A 20,622-nucleotide genomic window follows, 5' to 3' on the forward strand; every position below is an offset into this window, starting at 1 on the left:
AAGTGACCATCACAGCTTAAAATATTGCGTTTAATAGTAGGTAAACAAGTCCAGCAATTGTAGCGGAAATTGGTAATGTAATAACCCATGTAATAAGCATTCTTTGGGCAGTTCCCCATTTTACACCCTTTAGGCGGTGAGCGGATCCTACACCAAGAATGGAAGAAGAAATAACATGAGTTGTACTAACTGGTAAGTGGATTAAAGTAGAGCCGAAGATAATCATTGCGCCAGTTAAATCTGCTGCAACCCCGTTTACAGGTCTAATTTTCATTATTTTCCCGCCGACAGTTTTAATAATTTTCCAGCCGCCAACAGATGTCCCTAGTCCCATTGCCAAGGCACAAGAGAATTGTACCCAAAATGGAATATCCGTACTCGTTACATAATTATTGGCGATTAAAGCCATTGTTATGATTCCCATTGCTTTTTGCGCGTCATTTGTTCCATGAGTATATGATTGCAGGGCAGCAGTGAAAATTTGGAAAATACGAAAATTACGATTCGTTTTTGTTAAATTATTATTTTTAAATACAACTTTAAAAATACTATAGACGATAAATCCAACTGCAAAGGCAATTAATGGAGAAAAAATAAGTGCTTGAATAATCTTCAGAAATCCTTTGTAGTTAAGGGAGGCAAAGCCAGCAGCGGCAATTGCAGCACCGGCAATTGAACCAATGAGTGCATGAGAAGAACTGCTTGGGATGCCATAATACCAAGTAAGTAAATTCCAGAAAACTGCTGATATAAGGGCAGCTAAAATTACGAGTGATCCATTCTCTAATGTAAATGGATCGACGATATCTTTAGTAATTGTTTTTGCAACGCCTGTAAATGTCATTGCACCAACAAAGTTCATAACTGCTGCTAAAATAATTGCATGTCTGGGCTTTAGTGCTTTTGTTGAGACAGATGTTGCAATAGCATTTGCAGTATCGTGAAAACCGTTGATAAAATCAAAAGCTAAGGCCATGACTACAATTAAAATTGTCAGTATTAAAAATCCATCCATTTGCTAAGACTCCTTACGCATTTTTCATAATTATGGTTTCTAAAGTATTTGCTACACTTTGACAGCTGTCAGCAATTTCTTCAAGATTTTCGTAAATTTCTTTAAATTGAATTATACGTACAGGATCTTTCTCAATGGAAAAGAGATGTTTTATTGATTGTCTCAGCACGCCGTCACATTTTGATTCATAATCCTTTATTTTGATTGCATGTTCGCGGATTTGCTGGAGCTTTTTATTTGATAGAAGTTCGACTGATTTTTCAATTTCATCCGCACAATGTTTAATTGCATCCACAAATTTAAGCATAAAGTCATCTGCCTGTGTGATTGAATACATTTCAAATAGTGCCGCACAATGCTCTATTCCATCAATGACATCATCCAGGCTCATTGCTAGTGCAAGGATGTCCTCGCGTTCAATAGGTGTAATAAATGCATTATTTAATTCTTTAATCACCTCATGAACATATGAATCTCCTTTAGATTCGTAATCCTTCATTGTTTCTGAAAAGATTTTAAGATCACTGACATTTTTTAGTTTATAGTCTGCAAAATAATTTGCGCCTTCTTTCACATTTAGTGCGATACTGCTGAGTAATGTGTTAAATTTGTCTTTCTTCTTAAAAGCCATTTTTTTACCCCCATGAAAAAATATCATCCAAACGAAATAATTTTATACGAAAAAAGTCGAATTAGATAGTTATATGCCTAAAAAAAATGAAAAAAATGATCAGTACCTTTTATTATGCGATTATTTTTTTCAAATATGTTTCCAATATACGAACTAAGTTAAACTTAATTTGTGATTAATGTCACAAACTTTTCGAAAATGATACGTAAATAAGAATAAGTTTAATTATATAATCACTTTAAAGATGAATGGAAGAAATGGTTATAAATCCCACTTCTTCTATTGAGTCTAAAAAATAAATAGGGGGAGCTATTTATGAGAAGAATGGGTTTAGGGATCTTGTTAATTTTTGTACTATCAATTCTTGGCGCATGCGGAGCCAAAGAGGATGCAGCAGCTCCTGCAGACAAAAATACGAGTGAGCCTGAGAAAGCAGCGGTCATTGACCAAGAGCTTGAAGAGGCAAAAGCTAAATTTGAACCATTAGGGGAAATTCCTGTTCCAGAAGATAATCCAATGACAGAGGAAAAAATTGAATTAGGTAAAACGTTATATTTTGATCCTCGCCTATCAGGCAATAATGTTCAAAGCTGTATGTCTTGTCATGCACCTGGAGCAGGGTATGGGGATGGAATGGCGAAGTTTATTGGCTTTGAAGGATTTAAAGGCCCGCGAAACAGTCCAACAATCATCAATTCTGGTTACTATCCGACGAACTTCTGGGATGGACGGGCAGGAAGCTTAGAAGAACAAGCATTAGGACCTATTCAGTCAGAAGTGGAAATGAATCAAAATTTAGATGAACTAGTTATTGAACTAAATGGAGTTCCCACATATGTAGAACGATTTAATACAGTCTTTAATGACAAAATATCTGCTGACAATATAGCAAAAGCAATAGCTGCGTTTGAACGGACAATTGTTATAGCTGATACAGCATTTGATCGCTATCTTCAGGGAGAAGAAGAGGCAATTAGTGCAGATGCAAAAGAGGGAATGAAGTTATTTGCTGGGAAAGCAGGCTGTATTTCTTGTCATGCAGGTCCACTTTTATCTGATTATAACTATCATAATTTAGGAATGAGTGGGGATGAAGGACGCTTTGCAGTAACCGGTAATGAGGATGATAAAGGGAAATTCCGTACACCTGGATTACGCGGAGTGTCCTACACAGCACCATATATGCATGATGGAAGTCTTGAATCATTGAAAGATGTAATTATGTACTATAATGAAGGCGGCGGGGAGCATCCGAATAAGAGCGTTCTGATGAAACCGCTTAATTTAACAGAAATAGAAATCAATTCACTTATTGCCTTCCTTGAAAGCATGAGCGGGGAATTGCCAGAGATAGAAACGCCGGAAATTCCAAGCAACTAATATTTCATAAGCCTAAGGAATCCATTAGTAGAGATCTAGAAGGGTTCCTTAGGTTTTTTTTATTTTATTGATTGTCGTGTGTTTAGGACAATTACGAATCGGGTACCTATTCGATAACAACCCAATTACAATTCTGGCAAATGGCCATTTATATAGATAATTGCGGTTGCTTGTAAAGCAATCGCATTTTTATCTTTCCATCTATATCTCTATATTCATTTCCATAATATTCCTCAGGAATTTTGTAATAAAAAGAGAAAATAAACGAAAACTACGATAAAACAGCAAGGAGTGATAAGATGTTTACCTTTTTGTGGTCATTAATTATAGGTGGAATTATTGGATGGATTGCAGGTATGGTTGTAGGGAGAGATATTCCAGGCGGCGTGTTTGGCAATATTATTGCTGGATTTGTTGGAGCATGGCTAGGCTCATTAATTTTAGGGAATTGGGGTCCAGTTGTCGCCGAGTTTGCTATTATCCCTGCACTAATAGGTGCAGTTGTGCTTGTATTCCTTCTAAGCCTAGTTATGAGAGCATTTAGAAAGTCGACGGATTAATAAAAAGAGGCTGTGACAAAAGGTTTTCAGTAAATGAAAAAACCGAACTATTATTTGAAACTCTCTTTTAGAGCTTCAGAGTAGTTCGGTTTTTGTTATTTTTCACGTGTTTAGTAAAGTATAAATTGGGATTTAGAAGTGGATAATTAAGTTTTGTCCCAGTCTCTTATTTATTAAGTAAATGCAGGAAAGGAATGGTCTTGAAATCTTCTACCACTATGTTTTCATCCGTAAATGGATGAGGAATGACAAGCTTTCCTGCATGAAGGGCTTGTCTTCTAAACAAGGGTTTGCCCCCGTATAATTGATCGCCGACTATCGGATGTCCTATCGAACTTAAATGAACACGAATTTGATGGGTTCTTCCAGTTTCAAGCTGACATTGAATGAGGGAAAGATTCTGCTTTAGACTGTATTCAAGCAGCTCATAGTTGGTTATAGCGGGCTGTCCTGATGGAGATACGCGCCTTTTCGTAGGATGATGCCGGTCGCGGCCAATAGGTTCCTGGATGGTTCCTTTTTTTCTTTTTATTCGTCCATGGACAAGTGCAAAATACGTTCGCTTAATCAACCGTTCCTCCAGCATCTTATCTAAAATAGATCCCGCCAGCGCGTGCTTAGCAAATAGGATAGCTCCGGTTGTATCACGGTCTAGGCGGTGAACATGCTTTATTTTTCGCTGCTCGCCTTTTGCCTGTAAATAAAAAGCTGCAGCATTTGCCAATGTGTTTGTCTGCTCTTGTGAATTAGGGTGTGTATCCATGTTTGCCGGTTTATTAAACACAATCATATGCTCATCCTCATAAAGAACGTCAACCTCATGATAGGCAGGGATGACGCCAAACGCTTCTTCCATAAAAAGCTTAATCTGAAGAAGCTCTCCGGCTTTTAAAGGCTGATTCCAGTCTATCAGTTCTCCATTTACTTTTACATGCTTTTCCATTCTGATTGTATGGATTTGTTTTTTTGGTGCTTTCCATACATTCCTAAATAAATCATCTATAGAATTTCCTTCCCATTTTGAAGGAATTGTTATTTCGAACCATTCACCAAAACATTTTGTCCGTATCATTGTGCTCTCCCTTTTTAGTCAATCCAATTTTTCACAGAATGTATTATCCCATGTCCTCCCTGTATTTTAACCAATCTATGGATTTAATTACCACCCTAAAAATAGAATTGGATATGATATTCTAATTGTATATTACAAATTAGTTACAAGGGATTATAAAGGTGGGTTATCGGTGAAGATTGTATTTGCATCAACTCCTGAACAAGAAGAGGAAATCAGGAAGCTTGTACACAATATGTACACTACTATTTTTCCAAATTACTTTCCAGACGAAGATATTAAAGATTTTGAACAACTGAATGTGTTACATACTTCAACTAGACACTTTGAATATTTTGGCACATTAAAAGAAGCCTATCAAGTGATTGTCAGCTTACAAATTATCACGGCTATTCTGGAAACAGAAAATCTTGAGGAAAGGTACGAACAAATCTTCAATAAAAATGTTGGCATATTACATGATTTTGGCTTAACATTTCCTTTTACCTTTAACAATTTTTATAATGGAAAAACGATGAAGAACGATATGCTAAGCATGTACGGAAAGGCAGCAAATGAATTATTAATTTGATTAAAAAAGAACGCCAGCAAAATGATGCAGGCGTTCTTTTTCATGTGGATTATTTTGAATTGTCTTCAAACCATTTTTCAAATACTTCTTTTTCTTGATACCCAGTCATGCGATTGACTTCTTTGCCCGCTTTGTATTGAACGATGGTTGGAGTTTCAGTAATGCCGTATTGATCCCAGCCATTATCAAATTCTTGCAGGTTAAATTGCACGAGATTGATATTCATATCCTTTGCGAGTGGTGCAACAATAGGAGTTGTTCTTTTACAATGAGAGCAAGTAGAGCTATAAAAGTAAACAGTTACATCTTCTTTCTTATCAAGTAAGTTTTCTAACTTATCAGGAAGAATTAAATTTTGATAATTCGGATCATCTAACTGTGCAATCGTTTCAGGATGGAGATTGCTTTTTCCATATGGATTCTCTTCTGTAACCTTTTCTTCATTTTGCATCTTCGTTAATAATGCTACAGCTCCGAATAATAGGATGATTATTGCTAGAAAAATGATGACTTTTTTCATTTATGCTGCCTCCTTAGACTTTTTCCATAGTAAATAACTGCAAATGAAAATAATGATAAATGCAATAAGCGCTAAAAATGGGATCGTAATAAATCCGAGCCAATTGATATATTGTCCAGTGCAAGGCACTCTTCCGCATGATGCCGCATGGTCTGCAAATAAGGAAATCTTCTGGATTGAGTAATGATATAAAGAGATGCAGCCACCTATAGCTGAGAGCCCCATTGTATACAAGCTAATTCGATAATCCTTCTTAACGATAGCGATGCCTAAAATGATAACCATTGGATACATCAAGATTCGCTGATACCAGCATAGTGTACAAGGCTCATATTGACGGACTTCCGAAAAATAGAGGCTTCCAAACATTGCAAGAACGGATGCAGCCCATGAAACAAATAACAATGTTTCCTTTTGATCTTTTCTTGTTTTCTCCATCTTGTACTCCTCCATTAGATAATTACGATAAAATTATGACCTACTGCTCTGCCTTTGTAAATCAACAATATCATAAAATCCTTGTTTGTTCTGAGTTTCGTCATATTTTTGACATTCATTATTCCAAATACTATCTTAAGGAATGGGTGAATACAATTTAAAATAGAAGGAAAGCAACAGTGGATAAAGAATTAAGGTATAAGCAGTAGATTTTTTATTAACAAAATGTTTTAATGTAAGGAGTTTTGGAGGGATGTATATGGATTGGAAAATAAAAGCTGACCGCTGGATTCAGCATGAACCATTGGATAATGAATTACTTTCAGAGCTTCAAAAGCTGAAGATAGACGAAAAAAAGCTAGAGGATGCTTTTTATAAAGATTTAGAATTTGGGACCGGCGGGATGCGTGGCGAAATCGGTGCCGGTACGAATCGAATGAATATATACACAGTTAGAAAAGCTTCAGCGGGGCTAGCTGCGTACATAGAAGAGGCTGGAACAGAGGCAAAGAAACGAGGCGTGGTCATTGCCTACGATTCACGTCATATGTCTTTTGAATTCGCAATGGAGGCTGCAAAAACGTTAGCAACAAGAAGGATTCAGACGTATGTATTTAATGAGCTTAGACCGACACCTGAGTTATCTTTTGCAGTGAGGCATTTGCAAGCTTTTTCGGGGATTGTTGTGACAGCAAGCCATAACCCGCCTGAATATAATGGCTATAAGGTGTATGGATCAGATGGTGCACAGCTGCCGCCATCCATTGCCGACATCGTTATTTCAAAAGTAAATGAAATTGAAAATGAGCTGCTGATTGATGTTCATGATGAAGCCGTGCTGAAAGAACAAGGATTAATAAAAATGATCGGAGAAGAAGTAGACAGCAAGTACATAGAGAAGCTTGTAACCATATCAGAAAATCCAACTCTTAGCACGGAGGTAGACCTGTCAATTGTCTTTACTCCATTGCACGGGACGGCAAATAAGCCTGTAAGGGCAGCGTTCCAGGCCTTAAATTATACTAATGTTCAAGTAGTTAAAGAGCAGGAGCTCCCGGACCCAGAGTTTTCAACCGTACAAAGTCCAAATCCAGAGGAGAAATCGGCCTTCGAACTTGCTATAAAGGCAGGGAAGGAATTCCATGCAGATTTGTTAATTGCGACAGATCCTGATGCAGACAGATTGGGGATTGCCGTAAAAGATCAATCTGGTGAATACGTTCTGCTTACTGGAAACCAAACAGGGGCGTTGCTGCTGCACTATCTTTTATCACAGAAAAAAGAAAAACAGGCTCTTCCGAAAAATGGGGTGATTCTAAAAACCATTGTTACCTCGGAATTAGGAAGAAAAATTGCTTCCTCCTATGGTATTGAAACTGTTGATGTGCTAACCGGTTTTAAATTTATTGCTGAGAAAATGAAAGAGTATGATGAAACAGGCGAATACACCTTTTTGTTTGGGTATGAAGAAAGCTATGGGTATTTAATTGGGGACTTTGCTAGGGATAAGGATGCTGTACAGGCTGCAATACTAACAGCAGAGGCAGCCGCTTTTTACAAGAAAAAGGGAATGTCCTTATATGATGCCCTATTAGCGATTTATAAACAATATGGATGCTATCTTGAAGGGCTCCGTTCTTTAACGCTAAAAGGCAAAGAAGGTGCCGAGCTGATCCAGCAAACATTAGCTTCGTTCCGGGAAAATCCCCTTGAAAAGCTAAGCAATCTGAAGGTTACCGCAGTTGAAGATTATTTAGCGGGTGTACGAACAGCAAGCAATGGAGAGAAAGAGATTATTGATTTACCAAAATCAAATGTCATTAAATATATTTTTGAGGATGGAACATGGATTTGTATGCGCCCATCTGGGACAGAGCCAAAGGTCAAATTTTATTTCGGCATTAACAGTCCATCATTAGGTGACAGCAGGAAAAAGCTAACGGCAGTAGAAAATGAATTCATGAATATAATTGATGAAAAAATAAAATCATTATCAATTAAATAAATTGAAACAATGGCACCGAAGAGGCATCTCTTCGGTGTTTTTAAAAGGCGCTTCCGCTCATTGTGTTTCCTATATCCTATATCTCAGTCACGGCCCTTCCAGTTTGTACGGCGATGATCAAGGCGCTTCCGCTTTTCTTACATCTTTAGTCGTAGGTGACCTCATTCTAATTGCTAACGAATGTTTATTTGAAAAGTATTATAATAATGAGAGGAAGTAGTTTTTGGAGGAGAAACAGTGGAAAAACATCATTCTGAAATCCGGATATTAAAGGAAATTGCTGAATTATTAAATGAAGGCACAGAGGTTAAAGGAATATTATCAGAAGTGCTGGCAAAATTGCTTCATGTAACGGGGTTAACTAGCGGGTGGATTTTTTTAATCGAGCCTGATGGCAAATATGTGCTGGCTGCAAAAGAAAATCTTCCTCCTGCCCTCTCTCGTAATGAGTGTAATCCGATGTGTACAGGGGATTGCTGGTGTATCGACCGCTATAATAATGGCAGGCTTTATAAAGCCATCAATATTATTGAATGTAAAAGAATTGAGGCAGCCTTGCTAGAGAAACGAAATGACACTAACGGTTTGACCCATCACGCAACTGTACCGCTGCGGGCAGGCGAGGAAAAATTTGGCATTCTTAATGTGGGTGCCCCAAATAAATCCCATTTTGAGCCAGAAGAGCTCGCCTTGCTGGAGTCGATTGCTTTTCAAATTGGTACTGCACTTAAACGGATTAAGCTGACTGAGCTTGAACAGGAAACTGCTCTCACGGCAGAAAGAAATCGGTTAGCGAGGGATCTACATGATTCGGTCAATCAGCTGCTTTTTTCTCTAAGCCTAACTGCCAGGGGAGGAGCTGAAATGGCAAAGGAATCCGATATGAAGGAAACCTTTATGTATATTCAAGATTTAGCGCAGGAGGCTTTAAGTGAAATGAGAGCCTTAATTTGGCAGTTACGACCGCGTGGATTAGAAAATGGGCTTACTAGTGCTTTAATCGGCTATGGAGAGATGCTCGGTCTCAAGCTGCAAACAGAAGTAAACGGTGTGATCGCTCTTCCTGGAAAAGTGGAGGAAGCCCTTTGGAGAATTGGCCAAGAAGCATTGGCAAATTGTAAAAAGCATTCTGGGCAGACACATGTTTATGTAAGTCTTTCAATAGAAAAACATAAGGTAATCATGGAGATCTCGGATTGTGGTTCTGGATTTTATTATGATGGGAAGCAAGGGCGAATTCCATCGCTCGGTTTAAAAAGTATGAAGGACCGCACGGAAAGTTTAAATGGCGAGTTTATTCTGCAAAGCTCCCCGCAAAAAGGAACAAAGATTCTGATTACCATGCCAATATAAGGGGGCATATGAATGACTATTCGTATTCTTATTGCTGATGATCATCATGTTGTAAGACGGGGGTTAGTATTTTTTCTCAAAACCCAGCCGGAAATTGAAATTATAGGCGAGGCAAGGGACGGGAAAGAAGCAGTAGAAATGGCAGTAAAGCTCCTGCCCGATATCGTATTAATGGATTTAGAAATGCCAATCATGAACGGAATAGATGCAACACGTGCAATAAAGCAAGAATGTCCAGATGTAAAAATCATGATGCTAACAAGCTTTTCAGATCAGGACCATGTGATTCCAGCCATTGAAGCTGGTGCTTCGGGATTTCAATTAAAGGATATTGAACCAGACGAGCTTGTACGTGCCATCATTCACTTAAAAAATGGTGAAAACCAATTGCATCCAAAGGCGACCTCCCATCTTCTTTCTCACTTAACAGCAAAAAACAGTGATGAAAGAAAACCGTTAGATGGGTTAACAAAAAGAGAATTAGAAGTTCTAAAGGAAATCGCAAAAGGAAAAAGCAATAAAGAAATTGCAGCAGATTTATTCATTACTGAAAAAACTGTAAAAACACATGTATCCAATGTTCTTTCCAAACTAGAATTAGCAGATCGTACGCAGGCTGCATTGTATGCAGTGAGAAATGGGTTAACAAAATGATTATTCTCCGTCAAAAGTCGTAGAAAAACTGATTATTCTTAAGACTAAATATATAGGGGATATCATCCTATGCGACGAAGTGAATGGAACAATCTCTCCTTATACTTAGAGTATGTATAAAAGGAGAGAAACAAAATGAAATTGACTGTGATCAATGACCTTTGCAAACAAAAAGCCGAATCGGGGGGATTCAAGTGAATAAATTGTATCGTGATCGACGCTTTTATTTCATCCTATTCGCTAATATTCTTTCATCGATTGGCTCTGGTATTACGATGATAGCCATTCCGTGGCTTCTTGTTACTGAAGTCGATGGGGGAACAACCTTCGGATACATTACTATTTTTATGACAGTTTTTAATTTTATTATAACGCCTTCAATTGGCCACCTTGTTGACCGTTATTCCAGAAAACGAATTTTAATGTTTGGTGAGGCATTTGGCTTCTTACTTGTTATAGCTTTTGTTTTTGTCGGCGCACTAGGTCTTGATTATCAGGTTTGGCATTATATTATTTTGTATGGTACTGGCAGCTTTTACTATAACCTTTTCTATCCAGCTATCTTTGCATTTAATCAAGAAATCTTTGATCAATCCGTATATAAGCAATTAAATGGGGCTATGGAAATACAGGGGCAAATATCAAGTGTAATTGCTGGTGCTTTTGCTGCCATGCTTATTTCTACCGTCCAATTACATTATTTGCTACTATTAGATGCGGTTACTTATCTTGGTGCTTTTTTGTTATTCAAAATGGTTCCTTATTCTCCAAAGGAGCGATCATTAACGAAGGGATCCTATTTGATTAAAATGACAGAAGGATATAAATATATGACAAATCAGCCTCTCATTTTCTGGTTTTTACTGGCTTCCTTTATGCCATTTATTGGGGTGATGGTAACGAATTATGTCTTTCCTGTCTATTTAGCAGATATTTTAAAGGCAGATGCATCTGTTTATGGAATGCAAAGCATGGTTTATGGAATTGGGGCAGCAACCGCCGGTGTGTTCATCCCTTTTCTCGCTGCTAAATGGGGAAATCGGCGCTCAATAGTAATCACTGTCTTTATCTATACGATAGGGATTTCGAGCATTCTACTTACGAAGAACATTCCCTTCTTTTTAGTATTAACTGTCCTTTTGGCCTTTGGAAATGCCGGTACAAGGGTGGCAAGAAATTCCTATATGATGGATACAGTTCCAAACGAAATTATAGGAAGGGTTGACAGCTTATTCAGGGCAGTGGGACTAGCTCTTAGAGTTGTATTATTAATGATGTTTACTGGATTAACAGCTTCCAGCCATATTTCCCTTAGCTTCCTAATCCTGACAGGGATAATGACATCGGCACTTTTAGTCGTATATATACTTGAAAAAATAATGAAGCGCAGAAAAGAAGTTGTTTTGTCAAGGACACAGCATGGTTAAATCAAATAAAACACGACCTTTTATCGGGTCGTGTTTTATTATTGGTGGAATCCATATTTTAACTCATTAAGGGCTGGTAAATAGTTTCTCGCAATTCATTCTCGGCAAATTCAATTGCATGATCGATGTACCTGAGTAAAGAATATAAATGTTTTTCAAGAACAGAGTAATCCTTTTCAAAATGATAAGCATGCAGGAAATGCTCAATTTTTTTTGAAAGAAATTGGTCCTCCGTTCTAACCATTAAAATCAACAAATTATCCCATTCTGATCGGTGTGTGTAGAATAGGGCTCGATCATAATCCAACTTATTCATTTGTCCTTTCCTCCTCTTGCAGGAGTTGATTATAGTTTGCGGTTCTTCATCGGGAAATTGCACAGTAAATGTTGGACATGTTGATTTGAATGGGTTTTCAACTTTTACCTTGAATAATGTTTACATGAATAAAATTAGAAAAGTCGCGAAAAATAGGGGTAATCACAAATGCTATTGGAGGGATAGAATGAAAAAGCTCTTGTTTGCTTTTATAATTATTAGTTTATTTATGAGTACATGGACCCTTTCTTCCGCTGAGAGTGAAAAACCAGATTATGAAAAATACGGCAGGATTGCAACGTCCGTTGTTAAAGAGGATTTTCCAGATGAAGAGGTGGTTGAATATCAATATACTGGCAGGCAAAAAGTATCTCCAACAGATGTAACAGATTCATTTACATTCCAAGTAAACGAGAACGGAAAACCAGTCACCTTAACAGTAAAAGTCACTCATAGTTTAGACAATAAACGAACGCTTAGTTTAACTGTAGAGGAGAAAAGAGGGTAAGAGAGGATGAAACCTCTCTTGCTTTTTTTGTGTGTAATTGTATGGTACATAATGAATTTCTCTATGATTTCTGCTACTCTTGTTTTAATATGATTGGACGTAAGAGGAGAGATCAGGTTGGCAAATGAGTCTATTTTAGTCGTAGAAGATGAAGAGAAAATTGCAAGACTATTGGAAATTGAATTGGAATATGAGGGATATAGGGTGACAAAGGCAATGGATGGATTAGATGCATTGGCATTATATCGGTCACAAACGTGGGATTTAATTCTATTAGATGTCATGCTTCCTGGATTAAGCGGAATTGAGCTGTTGAGGCGCATTCGTACTCATGATTTGCATACGCCGGTTCTCTTATTAACTGCAAAAAGCTCGGTTGAGGATAAGGTATCTGGCCTCGATCTTGGAGCAAATGATTATATTACAAAGCCATTCCAAATTGAGGAGCTGCTTGCTAGAGTTCGTGCTGCTCTAAGGTTTAAGGGGATAGAACAAATAGAAGAAGACACTGGTTGGCTGACAATAGCTGATTTAAAATTGAATGAAAAAACAAGAGAGGTTGTTCGCGGGGAAGACAACGTTGAGCTAACTCCAAGGGAATTTGATCTTCTCGTATATTTAATGCATAACAAACAGCAAGTGTTAAATCGTGATCAAATCATCGAAGCGGTATGGGGATATGACTTTTTAGGCGATACAAATGTGGTTGATGTGTACATTCGCTACATTAGAAAAAAGATAGATACCGCAAATAAACCAACTCTTATTCATACCATTCGCGGGGTTGGATACGTGTTAAGGGAAGCAAAATGAAGCTGCGGAATAAGATTAACCTATATACGGCTGTTCTCTTTTCAATTTTGCTGCTAATAATGAATCTTTCTATTTATATTTTATTCAGCAATTTAATTCTTCAAAGCGAAACGAAGACTGTTAAAGAAGAAACGGAAAAAATCGCAGCCGTCTTTAATCAATTAACAAATATGACTGAAGAAAGAGATTTTTTGCGTGCCTATGTCCCAATTGATGGCATGATAAGAATTGTGAATCCTGCTCTCAAATCGATTTCGGTTACCTCTCCAACAGAAAAGGAATTAAGTGAGAAGAAGGACCGTTATTTCTCAGGAGAAGTAAGCGAGAGGATGATCATAAATAATCGCACATACGCCTTTGCCTCTATGCCAATTATCCTACCTGGCGGGGATGTTGCCAATTTGCAAATCACAAAAAGCATTGAAACGGCCATTGGAAATTTAAAAATTCTTCGAATAGTCCTTATTACAGTTACGTTGCTAGCACTTATTCCTGTATTTATTTCAAGCCGTATACTAAGTAATTTATTGATTAAGCCTGTAACGTCAATGATAAAAACAATGATTGAAATTAAACAGAGCGGTCAGTTTAAAAGACTCTCTCTAGATAAGAAGTCTAAGGATGAGCTCCATGAAATGGGTGAAACGTTTAATCATATGATTGACCTGCTGGAAACAAACTTTGAAAAGCAAAAACAATTTGTTTCCAATGCCTCACATGAGCTGAAAACACCGCTAACGGTGATTGAAAGTTATGCAAGTTTGTTAAAACGGAGAGGACTGCAGGAGCCTGAGCTTTTTGCGGAATCGATTGAGGCGATTCACTCAGAGGCCATTCGGATGAGAGAATTGACAGAGCAGCTGCTATTGCTGGCAAAACATAATGAGCAATGGAATCTGCATATATCCAAGGTGAATCTTAACGAATTCATTAAGCAAACCCTTCATGCCTTTCAAAGTGCTTATAACCGGAAAATTACTTATAACACTGAAATAAAAGGGGCATTTGAGCTTAAAACAGATGAACAGAAGCTGAAACAGCTCATATATATTTTCCTTGATAATGCGCGGAAATATAGTGATAAGGAAATCACAGTTCTAACTAGGATAAAGGATAATCAAGCTGTCATTCAAATCATTGACCAAGGCATCGGCATTCATAAAGATGAATTGCCAAAGGTGTTTGACCGTTTTTATCGAGTGGATAAGGCAAGAAACAGGAAGAGCGGTGGATCAGGCTTAGGGCTTTCACTAGCTAAAGAACTTGCTGAGGTGCTAGGTGTTAAGGTTGCTCTTGATAGCAAAGAGGGCATTGGAACGACAGTCAAACTTTATTTGAAATATTAGGCGATTTCTCAGCATTTTCTCATGATTATATTAGAAAATAGAGAAAAAGTGAGGTGAAATGATGAGGAAAAAACTAGGTATATGGGCGATCGGGGGAGCGGTCCTTCTCGCCGTTCTGTTTATAGGGTTTCAGCAATGGGGGAGAGTAACCACATCGGCTGAATCTTTGTCTCAAAAAGAAGCAAAGGAACTTGTTGAAAATAGGTACAAAGGTGAAATAACAAAGATTGAGCAAAATGATGACAACTATGTGATTGAAATGGACAGAAATCAGATAATCTATGAAATAAGATTAAATGCTTCAAATGGGGAAGTGCTTTCCTTCTCAAAAGTTGGAAGCAGAAAGAATGAAGAGGAGAAGGAACCGATTGAGCCGGATCATTTCGATCAGGAGAATCAGCAAGAATTAGGTGAAACGGAATCCAAAACAAAGGTAATATTAACGGAAGCGGCTGCAAAGGAAATTGCTTTAAAGGAAGTAGCTGGAATAGTTGATGATATTGATTTAGAAACATCAGGTGATCTTATGTACTATCTAGTGGAAATAGATACAGCTGATGACAGGGAAGCTGTCGTTGAAATTCATGCTAGCACTGGAAAGGTAATTTCTGTGACTTGGGATGATTAAGTGTTTCTCATCAAATTCTAATCTTTCTTTCCTTTTCCTCTAATATTTGCGAGTTATATTGTAGATGTAGCTAACAAAGAGGAAAATGAAGGAGGAAACGAAAGATGAAAAACAAGCTATTAATTAGTGGAGTGGCAGCAGCATTGATTCTAGGAGGAGCCGTTGCAGCAAATGCTGCAAAAAAAGATATACCTACAGAAACAATCGTTAATGAGGGACAAATGATAACGGCTCAAGAAGCAGAAAAAATGGCATTAACGAAAGTGGAAGGACATGTAGAAAGTGTAGAGTTTAAAAATTATCATCGGTTCGGTAAGCCTTATTTTGAAGTAGACATTGAAAAGGGACAATTGGAATATCATATTCATATTGATGCATATAGTGGGAAGATTCTCAAAATGAAAAAACAGTGGGATAGGGAAGATGATTGGGATAATAATTTCTCAGAAGAAGTAATTTCCAATAAACAAAAGATAATTTCTTCTAAAAAGGCTATTGAGATTGCAGAAAAGGCCGTGAACGGTAAAGTGATTGAAATGGATAAAGATGAAGATGACGGCAGACTCATTTATGAGTTTGAACTAAAAACGAACAAAGGAAAAGTCGATCTAGATCTTGATGCAGTGACTGGAAATGTTTTAAATGTGGAATATGATGATTAATAATAGATGAAGCAGGAGACAGGAGCGCTCCTGCTTTTTCTATTTTTGTTATAATATAGAATGGTTAAATACTATAAAAAAGTAGGGATCATATGCTTGAGAAACTAAAAAGGTATTTTCAAACATCCTTAACGGAACAATTTAATTCAAATGATCGAAAAAGATATTGGTTTCAAACGGATGATGGCCAAACATTTGGAATAAGTAAAACAGCTCTGTCTGATGAGGAATTAAACCTATTAAACCATTTATTTACCCCCATTGATTGCCAAGCTGATAGTAAATACAGCTCTCGCATAAAACAAGAATGGCATGAATTTTTATATAAACATTCGAATACCCTTCCCCAGTCAAGTGGTGTTGAGACTGTACGATTTTTTTATTTTTTTCTAAGAACCCCGCTTGAGGATCCAAATAGCTTTGAAGAAGCTATTATTGGAGGCTTTGGTCAGCCACTATTATTTTGGCAGAGCCGTACGCACGGATTCATTATCGATCAACAGCCTCAAGATGCTTTCACTAAAATGGAATTTAATCAATTAATTGATACGTTAATAAGTGACTTTTTTGTTGATATTCACGGTTATATTGGTCAATTGAACAAATTTGATCTTTCATTAAAAGAAAAATTCTCTTACGAATGTCAATGTATCGAGGTCATTCATCACGGTGCTAATCAAGAAAGAGTAACTACATTTTACGAAGGTTTTCCACACGTGCTTATTGAATCACCTTCATTAGTAGATCAACATATTTTTTCGGATTATTTGGTTGAAAGTATCCAGGAACAAGAAATGCTTCAAACCCTTCAAGTATTTTTCCAAAATAATTTAAATGCTTCTTTAACAGCAAAAAAGCTGTATATTCACCGAAATAGTCTTCAGTATAGATTAGATAAGTTTATTGAAAAAACAGGGATTGATATTCGTTCTTTTTCTAATGCCACCTTTGTAACACTGGCAATCTTATTGCTAAAAAAGAATAATACTTTGATTGTACACGGTGCCTAATTATAATTCTGAATATTTCGTGCAGTTTGCATATTTACATACCTTGACCATGATCATTAAACTAAAAATAATAGTAGTAAATAACATATAAAGAGGGGGAGAAAAATGGCTGAATTAAACCTGCAGCATATTTATAAAAAGTATGATAATAAGGTAACAGCAGTAAAAGACTTTAATCTTGATATTGAGGATAAGGAATTTATTGTTTTTGTTGGGCCCTCAGGATGCGGTAAATCAACAACTTTACGTATGATTGCAGGACTAGAGGAAATTTCCGAAGGCGACCTTTTCATTAATGGGGTGCGTATGAATGATGTTCCGCCAAAGGATCGGGATATCGCGATGGTTTTTCAAAACTATGCTCTTTACCCTCATATGACGGTTTATGATAATATGGCATTTGGATTAAAGCTGCGTAAATTTCCTAAGGCTGAAATCAAAAGTCGTGTAACTGAAGCTGCACGTATACTCGGTCTTGAAGAGTATTTAAACCGTAAACCAAAAGCACTATCTGGCGGTCAGCGTCAGCGGGTTGCATTAGGACGTGCTATTGTCCGTGATGCAAAGGTCTTTTTAATGGATGAACCATTATCCAATTTAGATGCGAAACTGCGAGTACAGATGCGTGCTGAGATTACAAAGCTTCATCATCGTTTACAAACTACAACTATATATGTTACTCATGACCAAACAGAGGCTATGACAATGGCATCAAGGCTTGTTGTTATGAAAGATGGTATTATTCAACAGGTGGGGACTCCTAAAGAAGTTTACGAGACACCTGAAAATGCCTTTGTAGGCGGCTTTATTGGTTCACCTGCGATGAACTTTTTTAAAGGAACTCTTTCAAATGGGAAAATTAGTTTTGGGAACGTTTCAATCGCTATACCAGAAGGGAAAATGCAATATTTACGTGACCAAGGGTATGTAAACAAAGAAATATTGATGGGGATTCGTCCAGAGGACATTCATGATGAGCCGATTTTCATTGATTCTTCTCAAGGTTCAAAAATGAATGTGAAAATAGAAGTGGCTGAATTAATGGGGGCAGAAACGATGCTATATTCTCAGGTGGAGGATCAGCCATTTATTGCGCGTATTGATTCTCGCACGGAAGTAAAAACAGGACAAATGATTACTCTAGCATTAGACATGAACAAGGCTCACTTCTTTGATATTGAAACTGACAAACGTATTCGCCCGTAGAATTCAGTTAAGAAGATTCCCATTCTTATATAAACAGCTGAGGAGAGATAGACTTGATTCTTGTTGTTGGCGGGGCTGGCTATATAGGCAGTCATCTTGTTAAGGAACTGGTAGAAAACGAAGAGGTCATTGTTCTTGATAATCTATCAACAGGGCACCGAGAGGCATTGGATTCCCGTGCTATATTTGTTGAAGGGGATCTTGGAGACGAAGAAGTGCTACGAATGATATTCAAAAGCTACCCTATCAAGGCTGTTATGCACTTTGCAGCTTATAGTCTAGTTGGAGAATCAGTGATTGATCCGCTCAAGTACTATGAAAATAATGTGGCTTCTACGTTAAAACTATTAAAAGCAATGTTGAATAATCACGTGAAAAACTTTATTTTCTCATCAACAGCAGCAGTTTATGGAATTCCGTCTGTTGAAGTGATTGACGAGAAAACAGCGACATCACCGATTAATCCGTATGGACATTCTAAATTAGTAATTGAACAGATTCTAGCAGATTTTAAAGATGCATATGGATTAAATTATATCGTTTTGCGGTATTTTAATGCAGCAGGTGCGCACGAATCTGCTCAGATTGGCGAGAGCCATAATCCTGAGACACACTTAATTCCAATCATCCTTCAGCATTTATTAGGCCAAAGAGATAAAGTTTCCATATTCGGTTCTGATTATGAAACACCAGATGGCACGTGCATTCGTGATTATATTCATGTAAATGATTTAGCTAGTGCCCATATTCTTGCACTTAAAGCACTGTTATCAAACGAAAAAGCAGCAGAAGTATATAATCTCGGCAATGGGCATGGGTTTTCTGTGAAAGAAGTGCTTGAGACATGTGAAAAGGTAACAGGGCTAAAAGCAACAGCCGAAATGGCTGAACGCCGTGCGGGAGATCCAGCAAGACTTGTCGCCTCTTCACAAAAAATCTTTTCAGAGCTTGGATGGAAGGCAGAACGGAATTTAGAACAAATCATTTCCGATGCTTGGAGATGGCATCAAAATCAATTATATTGATGCTAATCGGATTAACTGGTCTTTTAGCACTGCTATATGATTACAATCGATAATCTATTTAAAGAGAGTAAAACTTATTGAGGTGTTCTTCTCGCTTCAATTAAGTTTTACTTTTTAAATGGGATCAGAATTTATAAATTAGGGGTTAGAGCAGTGACTGGCTTCGGTGTTAAGGCGGTGACCAAGGCGCTTGTGCTTTTCGTGATGTCTAGCTGCAACGCCTATCGCCTATCAAACTTCAGGTCCCCTCCCTGCGATAAGTCAACATCGGTTCGCATTCGCTCCCCGTGTTTCCTTTATCTCAGTCGCGGCCCTTCCAGTTTGTACGGCGATGACCGAGGCGCCTCCGCATTTCGTGATGTCTAGCTGCAGCGCCTATCACCTATCAAACTTCAGGTCCCCTCCCTGCGATAAGTCAACATCGGTTTGCATTCGCTCCCCGTGTTTCCTTTATCTCAGTCGGGGCCCTTCCAGTTTGTACGGTGATGACCGAGGCGCCTCCGCATTTCGTGATGTCTAGCTGCAGCGCCTATCGCCTATCAAACTTCAGGTCCCCTCCCTGCGATAAGTCAACATCGGTTCGCATTCGCTCCCCGTGTTTCCTTTATCTCAGTCGCGGCCCTTCCAGTTTGTACGGCGATGACCGAGGCGCCTCCGCATTTCTTTTACTTGTTGGGTTGACACGATAAGCGTCAATGATATAATTTGTTTGAAGAATGGTTGGAAGGTAGGCATATGATAATGGAACCATTGCAATATGATAGTGTCATTCCGCTTTATCACCAATTAATGGAGAGACTTAAGGGTGCGATTCAGAAGGGACATTGGACACATGGGGATAAAATCCCCTCAGAGAATCAGCTGATGGATCAATTTAATGTAAGCCGGAATACGGCAAAGAAAGCGATTGAAGAGCTAGTGCAGGAAGGCATCCTTTATCGAATTCAAGGAAAAGGAACCTTTGTGGCAAAGCCAAAATTGCAGCAGTCCTTAATGGGATTTTATAGTTTTAGCAAAGTTTTAAAAGAAAAAGGGATGAACCCAAAGGATATCATTCTAAAAATAGAGGAAACGAAACCAACGGCAAAAATAAGAGAAGCGCTGAGGCTTGAAAAAAACGATAACGTGATAGAAATGAAACGTCTTCGCTGCGCAAATAATGAGCCGTATATTTTGGAATCATCTTTCATTCCGAAAAGCGTGGTTTCTACGATTGACCAACTGAAAAATGTTGGTGAAATCTCCTTATATGATTTATTTGCCCAGCAATTTAATATCGTAGTAACGAAAGCAAAAGAGGCATTTGAACCTGTTCTGATACGTCCAGAAGAAAGTGAGTATCTTCAGACGGATGTGGGCCGCCCAGCCCTATTGCTTGAACGAACTGCCTATGATATGAATGGAATGCCTGTTGAATTTTGTATATCCATTGTACGAGGCGACCGCTGCCGCTTTTACACAGAATTAACATAAAGGAATACT

The 20,622-nt window shown here is 37.9% G+C and carries 23 protein-coding genes; 17 read left to right on the top strand and 6 right to left on the bottom strand.

What is annotated here, in order from left to right; genetic code table 11:
• Positions 1-16 precede the first annotated feature (16 nt).
• Complete coding sequence (locus tag RUH74_RS04750) at positions 17-1,015, bottom strand: inorganic phosphate transporter (RefSeq protein WP_313799111.1); 999 nt, start codon at positions 1,013-1,015, stop codon at positions 17-19.
• 13 nt (positions 1,016-1,028) lie between these two features.
• Entirely contained in the window at positions 1,029-1,646 is a 618-nt protein-coding gene (locus RUH74_RS04755; RefSeq protein ID WP_313799112.1) for a DUF47 domain-containing protein, read from the bottom strand.
• A 315-nt stretch (positions 1,647-1,961) separates the two neighbouring features.
• On the opposite strand from RUH74_RS04755, the gene RUH74_RS04760 reads away from it, so the two are divergent.
• Complete coding sequence (locus RUH74_RS04760) at positions 1,962-3,026, top strand: cytochrome-c peroxidase (RefSeq protein ID WP_313799113.1); 1,065 nt, start codon at positions 1,962-1,964, stop codon at positions 3,024-3,026.
• A gap of 299 nt (positions 3,027-3,325) precedes the next feature.
• Positions 3,326-3,586 carry a GlsB/YeaQ/YmgE family stress response membrane protein gene (locus RUH74_RS04765; protein WP_313799114.1) on the top strand — a complete coding sequence of 87 codons (261 nt, stop codon included), beginning with the start codon at positions 3,326-3,328 and terminating at the stop codon, positions 3,584-3,586.
• A gap of 166 nt (positions 3,587-3,752) precedes the next feature.
• On the opposite strand, the gene RUH74_RS04770 is transcribed toward RUH74_RS04765, so the two are convergent.
• Positions 3,753-4,658: an RluA family pseudouridine synthase gene (locus RUH74_RS04770; protein ID WP_313799115.1), complete on the bottom strand. Its 906-nt coding sequence runs from the start codon at positions 4,656-4,658 to the stop codon at positions 3,753-3,755.
• A gap of 172 nt (positions 4,659-4,830) precedes the next feature.
• On the opposite strand from RUH74_RS04770, the gene RUH74_RS04775 reads away from it, so the two are divergent.
• Positions 4,831-5,229 carry a YhcU family protein gene (locus RUH74_RS04775; protein WP_313799116.1) on the top strand — a complete coding sequence of 133 codons (399 nt, stop codon included), beginning with the start codon at positions 4,831-4,833 and terminating at the stop codon, positions 5,227-5,229.
• A 49-nt stretch (positions 5,230-5,278) separates the two neighbouring features.
• Here the strand turns inward: RUH74_RS04775 and RUH74_RS04780 are convergent, their stop codons facing one another.
• Positions 5,279-5,749: a thioredoxin family protein gene (locus RUH74_RS04780; protein WP_313799117.1), complete on the bottom strand. Its 471-nt coding sequence runs from the start codon at positions 5,747-5,749 to the stop codon at positions 5,279-5,281.
• Positions 5,750-6,187, bottom strand: a complete 438-nt coding sequence (locus RUH74_RS04785) for a disulfide oxidoreductase (protein WP_313799118.1) — start codon at positions 6,185-6,187, stop codon at positions 5,750-5,752.
• A 259-nt stretch (positions 6,188-6,446) separates the two neighbouring features.
• Between RUH74_RS04785 and RUH74_RS04790 the strand changes: the two genes are divergently transcribed.
• From RUH74_RS04790 to RUH74_RS04805, 4 genes are all read left to right on the top strand, one after another.
• Positions 6,447-8,192, top strand: coding sequence for a phospho-sugar mutase (locus RUH74_RS04790; RefSeq protein ID WP_313799119.1), 1,746 nt, complete (start codon positions 6,447-6,449; stop codon positions 8,190-8,192).
• Positions 8,193-8,429: 237 nt separating this feature from the next.
• Positions 8,430-9,545, top strand: coding sequence for a GAF domain-containing sensor histidine kinase (locus RUH74_RS04795; RefSeq protein ID WP_313799120.1), 1,116 nt, complete (start codon positions 8,430-8,432; stop codon positions 9,543-9,545).
• 12 nt (positions 9,546-9,557) lie between these two features.
• On the top strand, positions 9,558-10,199 hold the full coding sequence (locus RUH74_RS04800; RefSeq protein WP_313799121.1) for a response regulator transcription factor: 642 nt from the start codon (positions 9,558-9,560) through the stop codon (positions 10,197-10,199).
• A 194-nt stretch (positions 10,200-10,393) separates the two neighbouring features.
• Entirely contained in the window at positions 10,394-11,626 is a 1,233-nt protein-coding gene (locus RUH74_RS04805; protein ID WP_313799122.1) for an MFS transporter, read from the top strand.
• 58 nt (positions 11,627-11,684) lie between these two features.
• Here RUH74_RS04805 and RUH74_RS04810 read toward each other — a convergent pair whose 3' ends face one another.
• Complete coding sequence (locus RUH74_RS04810) at positions 11,685-11,942, bottom strand: YhdB family protein (RefSeq protein WP_313799123.1); 258 nt, start codon at positions 11,940-11,942, stop codon at positions 11,685-11,687.
• 187 nt (positions 11,943-12,129) lie between these two features.
• Here RUH74_RS04810 and RUH74_RS04815 point away from each other — a divergent pair, with 187 nt between their 5' ends.
• From RUH74_RS04815 to RUH74_RS04855, 10 genes are all read left to right on the top strand, one after another.
• Positions 12,130-12,450: a DUF3889 domain-containing protein gene (locus tag RUH74_RS04815; RefSeq protein ID WP_313799124.1), complete on the top strand. Its 321-nt coding sequence runs from the start codon at positions 12,130-12,132 to the stop codon at positions 12,448-12,450.
• A gap of 117 nt (positions 12,451-12,567) precedes the next feature.
• Positions 12,568-13,263: a response regulator transcription factor gene (locus tag RUH74_RS04820; protein ID WP_313799125.1), complete on the top strand. Its 696-nt coding sequence runs from the start codon at positions 12,568-12,570 to the stop codon at positions 13,261-13,263.
• Positions 13,260-14,609 (top strand): sensor histidine kinase, encoded by a 1,350-nt coding sequence (locus RUH74_RS04825; protein WP_313799126.1) that lies wholly within the window; start codon positions 13,260-13,262, stop codon positions 14,607-14,609. Before RUH74_RS04820 ends, RUH74_RS04825 begins: the two co-directional genes overlap by 4 nt.
• 58 nt (positions 14,610-14,667) lie before the next feature.
• Positions 14,668-15,237 carry a PepSY domain-containing protein gene (locus tag RUH74_RS04830; protein WP_313799127.1) on the top strand — a complete coding sequence of 190 codons (570 nt, stop codon included), beginning with the start codon at positions 14,668-14,670 and terminating at the stop codon, positions 15,235-15,237.
• A gap of 104 nt (positions 15,238-15,341) precedes the next feature.
• On the top strand, positions 15,342-15,899 hold the full coding sequence (locus RUH74_RS04835; protein WP_313799128.1) for a PepSY domain-containing protein: 558 nt from the start codon (positions 15,342-15,344) through the stop codon (positions 15,897-15,899).
• A gap of 92 nt (positions 15,900-15,991) precedes the next feature.
• The gene (locus RUH74_RS04840) at positions 15,992-16,909 is read left to right on the top strand and encodes a PucR family transcriptional regulator (protein ID WP_313799129.1); all 918 of its coding nucleotides are present in this window, start codon (positions 15,992-15,994) and stop codon (positions 16,907-16,909) included.
• A gap of 105 nt (positions 16,910-17,014) precedes the next feature.
• On the top strand, positions 17,015-18,115 hold the full coding sequence (locus tag RUH74_RS04845) for an ABC transporter ATP-binding protein (protein WP_313799130.1): 1,101 nt from the start codon (positions 17,015-17,017) through the stop codon (positions 18,113-18,115).
• Between the two features lie 53 nt (positions 18,116-18,168).
• Positions 18,169-19,140 (top strand): UDP-glucose 4-epimerase GalE, encoded by a 972-nt coding sequence (gene galE, locus RUH74_RS04850; RefSeq protein WP_313799131.1) that lies wholly within the window; start codon positions 18,169-18,171, stop codon positions 19,138-19,140.
• Positions 19,140-19,193, top strand: a complete 54-nt coding sequence (locus RUH74_RS24140; RefSeq protein WP_396229878.1) for a DUF6903 family protein — start codon at positions 19,140-19,142, stop codon at positions 19,191-19,193. The genes galE and RUH74_RS24140 overlap by 1 nt, the downstream gene beginning before the upstream one ends.
• A 682-nt stretch (positions 19,194-19,875) precedes the next feature.
• Positions 19,876-20,613 carry a GntR family transcriptional regulator gene (locus RUH74_RS04855; protein ID WP_313799132.1) on the top strand — a complete coding sequence of 246 codons (738 nt, stop codon included), beginning with the start codon at positions 19,876-19,878 and terminating at the stop codon, positions 20,611-20,613.
• Positions 20,614-20,622 lie beyond the last annotated feature (9 nt).

The organism is Cytobacillus sp., assembly GCF_032154635.1.
Taxonomy (GTDB): Bacteria; Bacillota; Bacilli; order Bacillales; family Cytobacillaceae; genus Cytobacillus.